Source organism: Sutterella megalosphaeroides (assembly GCF_003609995.1).
Lineage (GTDB): Bacteria > Pseudomonadota > Gammaproteobacteria > Burkholderiales > Burkholderiaceae_F > Sutterella > Sutterella megalosphaeroides.
The window spans coordinates 1443808-1457792 of record NZ_AP018786.1 but is presented as its reverse complement, the minus strand read 5'-3'; the positions used below and the strand labels follow the sequence as shown (position 1 = coordinate 1457792).

Below are 13985 nucleotides of genomic sequence, written 5' to 3'. Positions count from 1 at the left end.
GAAAAGAAAAAAGCGAACGATCTCTCGGGGTCGTTCGCTTTTTGTTTGAGCGCCGTCGCTTATGCGCTCACTTATGCGCTTACGCGTGAGCGCGCGGGTTGTGGTTGCCGCCGAAGTCGTCTTCGTCGTCTTCCTCGTCTCCTTCTTCGTCGTCGAATTCCATGTCGTGCTCGGCGGTGCGAACCGCCTCAAAGGGATCCGTTTTGTTCTCGATCACCTGTCGGAGCGCCGCGCCGTACCGTTCGATCATGCCCGGGGGGACCGAAAGGAGGCACGTGAGCGCTTCGTCGCTCGGAAGCTCGTCGCCCTCGGGGCAGGCGAGGTAGGTGCGGAAACGCACTTCGCCGTCGGTGAGGTCCAGTTCGAAGGTGCCCGCGCGCATCCCCCAGTTGGCGCACGTCAAAAAGATCATGACGTCGCCGCGACGATCGGCCGGCACTTCGATCGGAAGGAACGCGTAGCAGAGGACCATGTCGTCCTGTACGTCGATCACGAGGTTGCACGAGCGGAACGACTCGTCAAGCGCGCAACCCGTGTAGAACACCTCTTCCTCGGCGTCGTAGTTGTACGACCACTTGAGCGACTTCAAAAAACGCTCCACCCGTTCGACAAGCGGTGCATTGGCCATGGGATTCTCCTTGTTTTCGGAATTTTCGGAATTCGGAACCGCTTCGAGGGGCGGGAAAGCTCCCTCGAAGCCCTGAGATCGGACGAAAGTGAGAGTTTAGCGTGCCGCGCCCGCTTCGAGGAGCATGACGGTGACGGATTCGAGGCCGCTTGCGGCCGCGTAGGCCAAGGGACCGCGGTTTTGCGCGTCGCACGCTCCCGCGTCCGCCCCGTTTGCGAGAAGCAGTCGCACGACATCGACCTGCCGCTCGCGGATCGCAACGAGAAGCGGCGTCGTACCGTTGCGTGCCGCGGCGTTCACGTTCGCGCCCGCTGCGATCAGTTTCCCGAGCACGATTTCGCGCCCGAGGCGCGCGGCTTCCGCGGCGGGCGTCTCGCCTGCCGCAGCGGGAAGGTTGGGGTCGGCCCGGGCCGCAAGGAGCGCCTCGACGCACCCGATCGACCCTGCCCGCACGGCCGTCATGAGGGGCGTTTCGCCCGCGTCGTTCCGGTCGTTCACGTGCGCTCGGGAGCCCGACAAGAGTCGCGCAAGCGTTTCCGCGTCGCCGCGCGAGGCCGCCTGATGGAGCGCGTTCGACCCGTAGCGGTCCTTGGCGAGTTCGGGAGGCACGGTTTTTTCACCTCCTCCGACGCTCCCGAAGAAGCCTCCCAAGACGCCTTCCGAGCGTTCCGTGCGTTCCGTATGCGTCCCGCGCTTCAAAAGTACGTCGACAAGGTCGGGCATGGAGGCCGCGGACGCATAGTCGAGCGCTTTGCGTCCGTCCCGGTCCGCAAGTTCCGTATCGGTCCCTTCGCACTTGAGAAGCCGCAAGGCGGCCTCCGACCGTCGGGCGCGCAGGGCCGCCATGAGGGGCGTGACACCCTCGCGGTCCTGGGCGTTGGGATCCGCTCCCGCCTCTGCGAGCGCTTCAATGCAAGGGGCATGACCGTTTGCGGCCGCCCAATGGAGGGCCGAGTGCCCTTCGCGGTCGGCGGCCAACGGATTGGCGCCCGCCTTGAGGATCGCCTTCAGAATCGGCAACACGCCTTCGCGTGCCGCAATCATCGCGACGGTCGCGCCTTCGCGGTCCGTGCGTTCGAGATCGGTGACGCGCGGCAAGAGTGCCGTCACCACACCCAACCGTCGACCTTTTACCGCTTCGAAAAGTGCGTCTTCAAGCATTTTCCCTCTCCTTTCGATTCTTAACCTTCACGGGCAACGTCCGAGGGCCGCACGAACGTGAGTCCGGCGAGGCGCGCCGTCGTGCGCGCGTGCTCGAATTGGGATGCGGCCGTAAGGATGCAGGCCCGAATCGGGACCTGCCGAGCGACCCTTCCGTCCGCACGATCCGCTTCGTCGTCGGGCGCTTCAACGAGGAGTCCCGCCGCAACGGGCAGTCCCCAACGGACGGTCGCCTTTTCGAAGCGCTGCAACACCCGAAGAGCGTCGTCCCCGGGCTCGGTTGCAAGCGGAACCGTCTCAAAGCCCGCTTCGCGTACGGCCGCAAAGGGCGCGAGGGCTTCGAGGGCTTCGCGACAAGCAGCGGGCTCGAGCTTCTCGCCGGCGGGTGCAAGCAGAAACGCCGCCCGAGCGTCGACGAGCAACGCTACGGTTTCGCGGGTGAGCGCGCCGAGACTTCCGCCTGCCGCAGCGAGTAAGCCGATCGCCGTCAGGCGTAATTCGCGCTCGGACCGGGTCGAGGGACTTTCCGCCTCCCCTGCGGCTCCGGGCAACGTCGCGCGCAGGAACCGCGAAAGCGCCACGCTCAAGCGCGAGGCCTCGTCGGCGTTGCCGTCGGTGGTGACGGGCTTTGGCATGGGTGCGGGCTTCGCGGGAGCCTTCGGCGCCGCTTCCGGCACAGGTTTTGCCATCGGAGCATTGGATGACGTACCGCCGACCGATGTCGGACGCGTGCGGGAGCGGGCGCGCATGCGCTCGAAAAAGCCTCCGGCTTCGGTTCCCCGGCGAAGCGCCGCGGCGGGTTGAGGCGCCGGGGTTTCGGCAGACGCCGGAGATGCGGGACCGGGATTCTGCGGTTCTTCGGGCGCCTCATCCGCATTCCCCTCGTCCTTCGCGCGCATGCTTTCAAGCCGCTCAAGCGCCGCAAGAAGCATTTCCACAACACGCTCGTGGCCGCGTCCCGCGGCAAGACTCAAGGGCGTCTCGCCCCGGGCGTCCCCGATCGAGGGGTCCGCGCCCGCAGCGAGCAAGAGCTCGACCGTCGCCTCGGCGTCCGCCGACGTATCGAGGTTCGCGGCTTCGGCAAGGGGCGTACGTCCCGTGACGTCCGTCGCGTTGGGATTTGCGCCCGCAGCGAGGAGCTTCTTCATGAGCGGGCGGGCCGCGTCGCTACCCGATCGGGCGAGAAGCCCGAGGGGCGTCACGCTGCCCGGAATCTTGCAAAACGGAAGATCGATTCCTTGCGCGGGCATCCGCTCGTCGGGATTCGCTCCGTGCGCAAGCACGATGTCAAGCGCAATCGGCGCCCAATCTTTTCCGTCCACGCTCCAGCCGCGGTCGACGTTTTGCGCGAGTGTGAGTAGTGCCGTGCGTCCTTCTTCGTCGACCGGAACGTCCGCCGCACCCGGCGCTCGAAGGAGGCGCTCCAAGGTGCGCTTTGCGTCCTCGACCGTCACATTGCTCGGAAGCGAGACGCGCGAGTTCGGAGCCCAGAGCGCCATGCGTACGGCGCTCGTTCCTTCCGTAGCGCGTCCGCCCGAAGCTTTGCGGTTCAGGCGCGCCGTCGGGTCGGCACCGCCCGTGACGAGTACGTCGACCGCGTCCGCGGCGAATTTCGACGCGGCGGACGAGAGCGGCGTCAAGCCTTCGTCTTCCCCCTCCAACGCGGGCTCGTCCGAAATCAAACCGAGGTCAGCCAACGCCCGAAGTTGCCGGACGTTGCCCGCCAAAGCCGCTTCGGAGGCGGTCGCGCCGCCGCTCGCGATCATCCGTCCCGCCCGCTCGGTTTCTTGAAAGGCGTCCGCTCCGTAGGCAAGCCACGGAGCAACAAAAAGCGACCCGCGCGCGACTGCCAAAGCGCGCGCCGTACGACCGAGCGACGTGCGGGCGTTGGGGTCGATTCCGAGATGTTCGACGAGCACCTGCGCGATGACGAGCGCGTCCGCTTCTTGAGTCGGATCCGTACCGCAAAAGCGGTCGCAGAGGGCGTGCAAAAGCGTATAGCCCGTACCCGACTCGCGTGCCGTCGGTCGAGCTTGCATTCGTTCTTGCACACGGGCGAGCCCGACGAAGTACGGATGCAGCCCCCGCTCCACCGCGATGAAGGACGCGGTTTTCCCGGAATCGTCCGCGTGATCGACGTCGGCGCCGTATTTGAGGAGGTCCTCGACGATGTACACGATGTCTTCCGGGTGCGAGACCCAGTCGTGCGGGCCTTCGGCCACGTGAAAAAGGGGCGTACGGCCCGAGCGGTCGGGGGCGTTCGGGTCCGCTCCGCGCTCAAGCATCAGCTCGACCGCTTCGCTGTCGCCCGCCCGCGCGGCATGCGCGAGCATCGTCATGCCGTACTCGTCTTCAGCCTCGGGCCGAAGCGCACGGTAGACCTCGAGCCGTTCGTCGGTACCGCGCTGCAGGTCTTCGAAAAGCGCCGCAACGGGATCGAATTTGTTGAGCATGAGTTTCGGCGCCATGGCGACCTCCGGGAAGCGAGGAATCGGGAAAGAGAAGAGAACGGACGGGGTACGGGCGGGGCCGGGCGCACGAGCACCATGCAACACGCGCCCTGCCCGACCTTCAGGCCGAAGTCCGGAATCTCGCAAGAGCGTCTTCTTCACGAGCCTCCGGAACTTCGGGGACTTCGGGATTTCGGAAGGCCTCAGTCCCTCAGTCCGTGAGGCTTGCCACCCAAGCGTTGCGCTGCCACTCGCCCCCGGCATCGTCCTCGGTATCGAGCAGTTCCGCGCAGGCGCCGCCCGCGTTTTCGAGCCAGTCGGCCGCTTCGTCTTCGCCCGCGTTCAAGCGCCAGAAAAGCCCGCCGAAGAGGTACGAAGCCGCAAAGTCGCGCCAGCCTTCGAAGCGCGCGCACGCCTCTTCGGCGCAGGCTTCGAGGATCGACTCGGCGGTCTCTTCGTCGAGCATCCCGACGAAATGCCCCCAGCGTACGAGCGAAGCCGCACGACCGATGTCCCAGGCGCGCATCGCTTCGGGCGTGCGGATCGTGCGGGCGTAGCGCGCGAACTTCCAGCGTTCGGTTTCGCCTTCGACGTCTTCAGGATCGAGCTCGGAGGCGATTTCGTCGAAGTTCTCCGTTTCGCCGTAGTACCCGTACTGCACCGACATGCCGCCTTCTTCGAGCAGATCGACGAGACGCTCTTCGAGCTCTTCGGCCGTTTCAATTCCCCAGTAGTCGGAAAGGATCGAGCGGACCTGTTCTTCGTAGAAGGGCTCGTGCGCTTCCGGATCGAGCTGCTCCAGTTCGTGCCCGTTCAGGGTCCCGACGATCCCGCCGAGGAGGTACCCGAAGACGCGGGCTTCGCGCGATCCGCGGGGAACGCTCCGGGCAGGCGGCTCCGTAAATGACGTCTGGAGCTGCCCGATGAAGTTGAGCGCCTGAGCGTACCCTTCTTCCCGATCGGCATCGGTTTTGACGGGCAAGGCGTAGCCCATCGACTGCGCATTTTGCTGCAGGGTCGAAACGAGCGCCTGCGGGTCGAACCCTTCGCCGCGCTGCGCGGCCGCCACCGCCTCGAAAGCCGCGGTCTGGGCCTGCTCGACGAGAGCGCTCTGGTTCGCGAGACTCTGTTGGATCTGCGCCTTCATCATCGCGAGCATTTCCGGATTGTTCCCGTAGAGGGACTCCATCAATTTCATCTGCGTCTTGAGCGCTTCTTCCTGGACCTTGAGAACGGCTTGCGCCTGTTCGCGAAGCATGTCTTCTGTGGATTTGTCGGTCATGGAAAACTCCTTCATGGGCGGTTGGTTCGACCGGACGACGGGACGACAGGGCGACAACAAAGCGTCTCTCTGTTTTCGACGCCTTCTTACGCCCTCGTCCGCCCTCGTCCGAAGGCCGTCAGGCATGGGCGATCGGGATCGGGCTTTCTCGGGCGGGTTCCTCCTTTTCAGCGGCGGCGGCGACGTCGTCGCGCGCGGGTTGGATTTCGGGTTGAGTTTCGGTTGCAGTTTCGGTTCGAGCTTCGGGCTTGACATCGGCTTCGTCGGTGCGCCCGTCGGCGTTCTCATCGGCACCCTCGTCAGCGCCCTCTTCGGCACTTTCCGGAGCGCTTTCGAGGTCCTTGAGAATCAGCGTGCCCGCCTCCCGAAGGAACGAGTGGAAGGCGGCCCAAGCGATGCGCGGGTCGCTCTGAACATGGTCGTGCGCGGCCGCAACCACGGGGCCGCTCTCCCACGCGAAGCACTCGACGTATTCGTACCGCAGAGCGCTCCCGCGACCGGTGACGAGCACGGATTCCGCAGGCAGTGCCTCGCGCAAATGCGCTTCCAAGGCGTCGCGCGCAGTCGCTTTTTCCTTGTCGGAGGCTTCGGGCGACAAACGGATCATAAAGATGCCGGCCGTGATCCCCTGGCGCTCAAGCTCGATCATGTTGTCCCGATCGGCCGCACCGTACCCGTTGTGAAGCGGCGCGCAACCCGTTTCGAGATGGAAGGCGTCGAGGAGCACGTCGCAATCGGGCTCGCGGTCGGGCCGCCGATCGACGACCGTTTCCTGCGAGAGAAGGTCCGCCATCGAGAAGGTCTGCGTCTCGGGCACGCACTCGCGCACGAAGTCGGCGAATTCCGCATACGGAACCCCGGTTTCGTCGGGCGTGCGGCGGTAGAGGTTCATGGACGAAAACCACCTCATCTGCGCGGCTTCGCCCACGGACTTCCTCACGAACCATTCGAGCGCTTCGAAGAGTTCGGGGGCCTCCTCTTCGGTGACGCCGAGGAGGTCGTCTCCGAAAAAGCCGAGTCGCCAGGTTCCGTCTTCGAGTCGCTGCGGCACGACGCGAAGGTCGCTCCCGTGGAGCGTCCGCTTGCCGGCATCCCGAACGAGACGCATGAGACTCTCCGGATCGTGCAGGGGCTCGATCCCGAGAGCGAACGTCCACCGCGCGTTCGCCCTTTCGGCGAGACGCCGCAGGCATTCGCGCATCGGAAACGCCGTCATGAACCAGCCGCAAGGCGAAAGCGTGAGTTTCATCCGGGGCTTGCCGCCCTGCCCCTCCGTCTTTTCTTCAGAGAGCTCGAAGAGCCACTTCGGGTTCGCGACGGGCGCAAAGAGCGCTCGGATCCGAGCCAAGGCCGTCTCGCGCCCGAGCTCCCCGAGCACAGCGGTGTCGTAGAGCTCGGTTTCGATCTTAGAAAATTCCTCCGCGATCGTTTCGACGCGCTCGCGGAAGGGATGGAAAAAGCGCTCCGCGACCAGTTCGTTCTTGCTCATCCGGATGAAGTCGAGCGTATCCTCGTCGCCCGGACGGTATTCGAGCGCCTTTTCCCAGTGCAGGAGCGATTCGATCACCCGATCGAGATAAAAGAGCGCGTAGGCGCGTCGATAGTGCCAATAATGGTTCTCGCGGTCCTTCTCGTCGACCGTATCCAATAGAGCGAGCGCTTTTTCAAGGCGTTCTGTTTCGCCGGGTTCGGCGATGGCGCCGTAGGCACGGGCCAGCGAGCCCACAAGCTCGGGATCATGCTCGTAGCCGGGCGTACTTTCAATCAGGCGGATGATCTCATCCAATGCATCCGTCTCATAAAGTTCTGCGATGCGTGCCGTGAGGTCGGGAGCGGTCGTTTCGGCCATAAATCCTCCTGTTGACTGTGGGACGGACGTTCTCGGGAATTCCGACCCATATTCCGACATTAGAGGACCGACCTTACGGAGGAATATAGGGGTAAACCCCGATTTTTGCCCTCCTTCGCGTAACCAAACGCAACCGCGGGTGTGTCGCTTGTCGCTCGGCCGCGGTCGCGCTTCGGCGGGTTTGACGGGATCGACAAACTTCGTTCCCGCCATCCGAAACGTCGGAAGCCGTCCATACGTCCGACCGAATCGACGGACGAAACGACGGACGAAAAAGCGGCGCGAACGAATCCGCGCCGCCCGATGTTCGGGCCCTTTGTTGAGGGCCCCGTTTAGTTTTCAGGCTCAGGTACCACAGCCCCTCCCTTGCGCCGAGACTCGCCGGGAGCGGCCGAGCGCCTCTGCCATGTGTTCGATCAGAGCTTTCCGCCCGGGACGATCTTACGAACGTCGAACTTCGTGCCGAGCGCGATGCGTTCGAGCGTCATGCCCTTATCGGCCTGGCGGAACCAGTAGAGCGCTTCCGAGTCCTTCGGTCCGATCACTTCGCAGTCGAATTCGCCCGTCACAAAGAGCGCCGTCCCTTCCGGAAGACCGATCACTTCCTCGTCCTTGTTGTACCAGAGGAATTCTTCAAGACGGTCTTCGCGGGTTTCGTTGTTCAAGCCCTGCGTGCCGCCCGAGATGAAGTGCGGGTTCGTCTGGAACGGGATGAAGCCGAATGTGTTAAAGGACGGCGGCTCCGCAATCGGCATGTCGTTCGTCGTGCGAAGCGTCGGGCAGGCGACGTTGCCGCCCGCGGACCAGCCGCAATACGGAACGCCCGCATTGACCCGTTCGCGAATAAGTTCGATGATGCCCGCTTCGTACATGCGCGTCACAAGCGCCCAAGTGTTGCCGCCGCCCACGGCAATCGCCTTCGCTTCGCGCACCGCCTGCTGCGGATCCTTGAAGTGATGGATCGAGACGATCTTGTGCCCGAAAGGCTTGAACGCGTCCTGCACCTGCTTTTCGTAGTCGTCGTACGTGCCCGCCACCTTGGCATACGGCACGAAGAGGATGTCGGGCTTTTGACCTTCGAAGAGCTTTTCGTATTGTTCGCCCGCGAAGTCGAGGTAGCCGGAATTGTGGTAGCGCGAGCTCGACTGGATGAGCACGCGGCGCTTCGGGGAGATCTTCTGCGGCGGAATCGGGTTTTTGGGTTTGGCGAACGCGCCCTGCGAAAGCGTGGTCCCGACAACGCCCGCCGCAACGGCGGCTTCAAAGAAATGACGACGAGAAATAGTCATCGCGTAAACTCCTTTTGACGTTCCTTCGAGCGACATGTTGGTCCTGAAACTTCGCCGGACAGGCTCTCGCCCGCCCTGATCCTCGAAGCGTCGGTCGAAAGAACACGAGGAATCATACCCGCACCTTGAATCTAGTCACATCATCGTAAGTACGGATTCCAACCTCGAAGATGAAACTATTCGAAACCGTGCTTGACGGGAAGAAAAAGTTCGATTATGGGAACTCCGGAAACAAGGACGATGAAACAACTTCGCAAAGATACGTCCTGATATCCGTTCGGCAAAAATGAAAACCCTGCCCGATCGTGAGGTCAAGGCAGGATCGGCAGCCGGTTTCCGGTTGAACCGGACGGAATCGATTCGGGTCGGACCGAATCGACCGGCGGAAATCTCGCGCGGTCGTTCGAATTTCTAGTCCAGGATGAACCGAAGAGCCAGTTCCCGGTTCGCACCGGTCAATCGAAAGACCGACCCCATGAGGTACACGGACGCCCGGCAGACGTCGGCGTCCGACGCGGCGTCGGGATGCGCCATCGCTTGAAAAAGAGCCTCTGCGTGGTCGGGCTCCTCCGCCCTCACGTGCTGCTCGAAAGCGGTCCACAGCGCAAGCATGGCGAGTTCCCGCTGCGAATCCGTCATCGGGGTTCGGATGGGAAAGTCGTACGTCCCGTTCTTCATAAAGACCCCTGAAGGTGTTGAGAGACCGCTCACGCGGTCGGATGGATAGGAAGACGCTTTCCATCTTATCGCGGCGTCCGTCGGCCGACCTCGGTGGAATTCTCCATGACGCCGTTACTTCGGACACGGCTCCGGCTATCCCGCGCATTACCCGTTCGCCCTTATCGGCAGTGCGACCCTCACCTCCGCTTCGCCTCCTCGGCCGTCTTCGCAAAGATGATGAGCTCAAGACACGCGCGCGCCCGATCGGGATCCTTTGCCTTCATAGCCTCAATCACCTCGGAATGGAGCTCCACCCAGGGACTGCGCCCTGCTTCGTCGACGTCGTCGAGGCGGTTCTTCGCCGTTTCGCGCATGTAGCGGCGGATGGGCTCGCGGGCGATCTCGAAGGCATAGGCGAGAAGCGGATTGCCCGAGAGCCGGCAGATCTCGCCGTGAATATCAAGCGTGCAGTCGAGCGTGCGCTCAAAGAGCGCATCTTTCGCCTCGGGATCCATGCCGGGCTCGTACTCGTCAACCGTCGCTCGGAAGACCTCAAAGAGCTTCTCGAGGCACTCGAAGTCCGCCTCCGTCGTGCGGCCTGCGGCAAGCCTCACGCACTCGCCTTCGAGCACGATGCGGTATTCGCCGATGCTTGCCATAAGCTCAGGCGTCATAAGGAAGTCCGTGAGGGTCTTCATGTGCGCCCCGAAGTTGAATCTCCGCACAAAGGTCCCTTCTCCGTCGCGGGTCTCAAGGACTCCGAGAGCATTCAAGCGCTGGAGCGCGATGCGCACCGTCAGGCGATTGACGCCGAAAAGTTCGGCAAGCGATGCCTCCGAAGGGAGTTTCTCGTCGATCGCCCACTTTCCGGATAGAACGAGCTCCTTCAAGCGGTCGGTGACGAGGTCGGCGGCGGTGGTCTTTTTGATGCGCAGTGCGGACATGGACTCGAGTTTCGTGCGGGAGGATCTTTGTTTTTCTCCTTGATTGTAAGGCGAGCGGGTGAAAGTACGAGGAACCGGCTCCGTTCAAGCGGCATCGTGCGAGCCGCGCATTCTCCGTTGCGACGGTGCGGCTTGCCCCGTAATGTCTTGAGGCTCCACGTTTTCCCCGCTTTGAAAGATGTTTGTTTCGGATTAGAGTACGAACATATTCACCTAGCGAACAGGTGATTGGCATTAACCCAGGAAAGGAGAGACGATCATGATCGATATCGTCGTGGAAACCCCGTCGGGGCTCATGAAGGGCGAAGCAAAAGGGGGCCTCGTCTGCTTCCGAACCATTCCCTTCGTCGAAGCTCCCGTGGGGAAGCGCCGCTGGGCGGCTCCGGAACCCAAGGCTCCGTGGGCGGGCGTTCTGGACTCAACGATCGAAGGTCCCATCCTCCCTCAGGGGCCCTCCGACCTCGACCGTCCGATGGGAGCCATCAACCGCGAGCTCTCCGAAGCGGCGCTCACCCTTACGCTTGTTGCGCCCGAGAATGCGAAGGACCTCCCCGTCATCGTCTGGTTCCACGGGGGTGCGAACTTCTGCGGCGCGGGGTCGCTCGACTGGTACGACGGGAGCACCCTCGCCAAGGCCTGTCCCGCAGTCTTTGTGGGCGTCAACTACCGGCTCGGTGCGCTCGGCTTTCTGCAGTACCCGGGCGTCAATGAAGAGAATCTTGCCGTCCTCGATTGGATAGCGGCCCTTCAATGGGTGAACACCCACATCCGCTCCTTCGGCGGCGATCCCGAGCGTGTGACGCTCGTCGGTCAGTCGGCGGGCGGCAATGCGATCGTCACGCTTGCAGGCATGCCCGAAACGGACGGGCTTTTCGAGTCCGCTTGGATCATGAGCCCCTCGATCGGCCGCGGCAACCACAAAAAAGCAGACGCGCACCGCATCGCAAAGACGCTCCTCTCGGCTGCGGGCTGCCGGGTCGACACCGACCTCGAAACGCTTCGCGAAGATGCGCTCGGACTTTCGGTCAACGAAATTCTCCTTGCGACCGACGTGGCCTTCAAAGCGCACGGGAAGGAATTCGGCGGGATGCTCTTCAAGCCCGTCGACGACGCGCTTTTCGAGCCCGCAGCCGTCATTGAGAAATCGGTCGCAGGCGCAAAGCGCAAGAACCTTCGCATCGTGCTCGGTACGACTCGCAACGAAACGCTCGCATTCTCGGACGATCGCTCTCCCGAAGGGCTCAACCGTCTTGCGAAGGTACAGCAAGCGCGCTTTGACGCGCCCGCTCTCGAGTACGTGAAGGCCCTAAGCAACGCGGGCGTGCCGACTCGCAAGTACCGCTTTGACTGGGAGGCTCCCGATTCGATCTACGGCGCCTGCCACTGCATCGATCTTCCATTCCTCTTCGGAACTTTCCCCGCTTGGAAGAGCCCGATGCTCGCGGGCGGAAACCCCGAACGCATGGCGGCGCTTTGGAAGCGCTTCTCGGGCGAATTCATCCGCTTCGTAAGGGGCGAGGAACCCTCGTGGCCGCTCTTCGGAGAGAAAGAGTACGTCGAAATCTTCAATGAGGAGAACTGAGCATGTCCACACAAGAGAAAAAGCGCGGCATCACCGTTCCGCACGTCCTCGTTCTGATTCTTGCCTTCATCGTCGGCTGCTGCGGGCTTACCTACGTTGTCCCTGCGGGTGAATATGCGATCGACGCCGCGACGGGACTTGTGGTACCTAACTCCTACCACGCAGTCGAGCCTTCCCCCGTCAACCTCTGGAAAGCATTGATCATGGTGACGGAAGGCGTTGCAAGCCAGGGCGTCATCTTCGCACTCCTTTTCATCATGGGGGGCCTCATCAACGTCGTCATCGACTCGGGATCGATTCACGCGATCATCAACTCCTCTGTTCATCGTCTTCAAGGCAAAAGCATCAAGGTGCTCGTACCTGCAGTCGTAGTGCTCATGGCTGTGATCGGCGGCCTAGCCGGTCAAGACTCGCTCGTTGCGTTCGTCGCGGTCGGCATGGTACTTGCCCGCAAGTTGCGGCTCGACCGCATCGCGGCGCTCGGCATGTTCTACCTCCCCTACATCACGGGTCAGGCCGCGGGCCCGACGATCGCGATCATTCTGATGGCACAGGAGACGGCGGGGTTGCCGCCGGTCTCGGGCCTCGGCGCGCGTCTTCTCGTCTGGTTGACACTCACGCTCCTTTGTGTCGTCTACACGACGCGTTACTGCTTGAAGATCAGCCGCGATCCCTCAAAGAGCCTTGCCGACGGAATTCTCCCGGCTGAAGCCGCGACGGCGGACGCCGCCGCTCCCGCGGCGGAAGCGACCTGGAAGAGCATCGCGACGCTTCTCGCGCTCATCATCCCCTTCGTCCTCTACGCCTGGGGTGCCGCCTCGAAGGGCTGGGGCTTCCCCGAACTCCTGGCGTTTGCAATGGTAGCCGTCATGGCCGTCGGGATTCTCAACCGCACAAACTACAACAAGCTCGCGCAGTCCTTCATCTCGGGCGCAACCGCCATGGGCGGGATCTGCCTCATGATCGGCTTTGCGAAAGTAATCGGCATGGTGCTCATCGAAGGCCGCATTCTGCACACGATCGCCTACGGCGCCGTGACCGTGATCGGCGGCATGGGCGACGCCTTCATCGCCTCGGGGATCTTTATCGCGACGATGCTCTTCAACTTGCTGATTCCCTCGGGCCCCGCCAAGGTTCCGATGTTGATCCCCCTCTTCATCCCCGTTGCGGACGTTCTCGGCATCAGCCGTCAAGTCCTCTGCCTCGCCTTTCAGTTGGGCGACGGTCTCACGAACTGCGTGACGCCCGTCTCGGCGGTTTTGGCCGCAGCAATGTCGCTCTCAGGCGCGAATATCGGCCAATGGTTGCGCTTCGTGCTTCCCTTCGTCTTCATGACCTTCATCATCGCAATCGTTTCGCTCACGATTCTGCAGGCGATGGGTTGGAGTTGATTCTTCCTTTCACCCCCTCGGGCACCGTTCGTTCCACACGGCGCCCTTTTCCGTCCCGCGGCCCGAGCCGCGGGATTTTTTTTGCTCTCCCGCCTGCAGGAGGACGTCGGACATCCCGACCACCCGCAGTCCGACACAAGAGAAAAGTTCGAAGGCGGACGGCCCGAAGGCGCGGCAACAAAACGACTTCGCGAAGAATTGTCCGATATTTCGGCGCAGAAGCGCGAAAAACCCGCCCGACCGTGAGGTCGAAGCGGGCTCGGGCAAATCGATGCCGTTCGCGTTCGTATCGGCTTGAACCGATCAGAACGGGGGCTGATTCGTATAGACCGCCTTCAGGGCGTCTTCCGCGTCGGGACCGCGCAGGCTCTGGGCGGCGAAGTCCGCGTCGTTTTGCGAAGTGTAGTGGAACTGCGCGTACGTCACGGTCTTTTCGGGCGAGACGCGGAACTCCCACTGCATGAGGCTTCCGTCGTCGAAGTAGCAGCTGAACATGACCCGGCCGGGTTCCATTTCCTCCCAGGTACGGGTCTTCGGGTTGCAAAGACCGTACTGCTCGAACGCGGTCGAGAGCGGGATCGACGTGTCGTACGAGAGAATCTGGGACTTGACGAGGGCGACGTCGGGCGTTTCGACGGGAACGGGCGGGACGAACTCGGCGGGCTGCGTGGCGCAACCCGCAACGAGAGCGGCGAGGCCGCCGGCGAAAAGCGCCTTGAGACGCATGGCGTGGGTCATTGATCGATTCC

At 62.9% G+C, this 13985-nt stretch carries 11 protein-coding genes; 2 read left to right on the top strand and 9 right to left on the bottom strand.

Translation table 11 applies throughout. The annotated features are described in order from the left end of the window. Positions 1 to 79: 79 nt before the first annotated feature. The 8 genes from S6FBBBH3_RS06165 to S6FBBBH3_RS06130 all read right to left on the bottom strand — a co-directional run bounded on the left by S6FBBBH3_RS06165 (position 80) and on the right by S6FBBBH3_RS06130 (position 10263). Positions 80 to 628, bottom strand: coding sequence for a YbjN domain-containing protein (locus tag S6FBBBH3_RS06165; RefSeq protein ID WP_120176917.1), 549 nt, complete (start codon positions 626 to 628; stop codon positions 80 to 82). A gap of 96 nt (positions 629 to 724) precedes the next feature. Continuing rightward, positions 725 to 1789, bottom strand: a complete 1065-nt coding sequence (locus tag S6FBBBH3_RS06160; RefSeq protein ID WP_120176916.1) for an ankyrin repeat domain-containing protein — start codon at positions 1787 to 1789, stop codon at positions 725 to 727. 20 nt (positions 1790 to 1809) lie between these two features. Further along, positions 1810 to 4257, bottom strand: a complete 2448-nt coding sequence (locus S6FBBBH3_RS06155) for an ankyrin repeat domain-containing protein (RefSeq protein WP_170143845.1) — start codon at positions 4255 to 4257, stop codon at positions 1810 to 1812. Between the two features lie 193 nt (positions 4258 to 4450). Next, positions 4451 to 5521, bottom strand: a complete 1071-nt coding sequence (locus S6FBBBH3_RS06150; RefSeq protein ID WP_170143844.1) for a DUF1266 domain-containing protein — start codon at positions 5519 to 5521, stop codon at positions 4451 to 4453. Between the two features lie 118 nt (positions 5522 to 5639). Beyond that, the gene (locus S6FBBBH3_RS11065; RefSeq protein WP_170143843.1) at positions 5640 to 7370 is read right to left on the bottom strand and encodes a hypothetical protein; all 1731 of its coding nucleotides are present in this window, start codon (positions 7368 to 7370) and stop codon (positions 5640 to 5642) included. Between the two features lie 416 nt (positions 7371 to 7786). After that, positions 7787 to 8659, bottom strand: coding sequence for a dipeptidase PepE (gene pepE, locus S6FBBBH3_RS06140; protein WP_120176912.1), 873 nt, complete (start codon positions 8657 to 8659; stop codon positions 7787 to 7789). Positions 8660 to 9070: 411 nt separating this feature from the next. Then, on the bottom strand, positions 9071 to 9298 hold the full coding sequence (locus tag S6FBBBH3_RS06135) for a hypothetical protein (protein ID WP_120176911.1): 228 nt from the start codon (positions 9296 to 9298) through the stop codon (positions 9071 to 9073). A gap of 218 nt (positions 9299 to 9516) precedes the next feature. Next, positions 9517 to 10263, bottom strand: a complete 747-nt coding sequence (locus S6FBBBH3_RS06130; protein WP_120176910.1) for a FadR/GntR family transcriptional regulator — start codon at positions 10261 to 10263, stop codon at positions 9517 to 9519. 259 nt (positions 10264 to 10522) lie between these two features. On the opposite strand from S6FBBBH3_RS06130, the gene S6FBBBH3_RS06125 reads away from it, so the two are divergent. Continuing rightward, positions 10523 to 11845: a carboxylesterase family protein gene (locus S6FBBBH3_RS06125; protein WP_120176909.1), complete on the top strand. Its 1323-nt coding sequence runs from the start codon at positions 10523 to 10525 to the stop codon at positions 11843 to 11845. A gap of 2 nt (positions 11846 to 11847) precedes the next feature. Next, on the top strand, positions 11848 to 13236 hold the full coding sequence (locus S6FBBBH3_RS06120) for a YfcC family protein (RefSeq protein ID WP_120176908.1): 1389 nt from the start codon (positions 11848 to 11850) through the stop codon (positions 13234 to 13236). A 303-nt stretch (positions 13237 to 13539) separates the two neighbouring features. Here S6FBBBH3_RS06120 and S6FBBBH3_RS06115 read toward each other — a convergent pair whose 3' ends face one another. Then, on the bottom strand, positions 13540 to 13974 hold the full coding sequence (locus tag S6FBBBH3_RS06115) for a hypothetical protein (protein ID WP_120176907.1): 435 nt from the start codon (positions 13972 to 13974) through the stop codon (positions 13540 to 13542). Positions 13975 to 13985 lie beyond the last annotated feature (11 nt).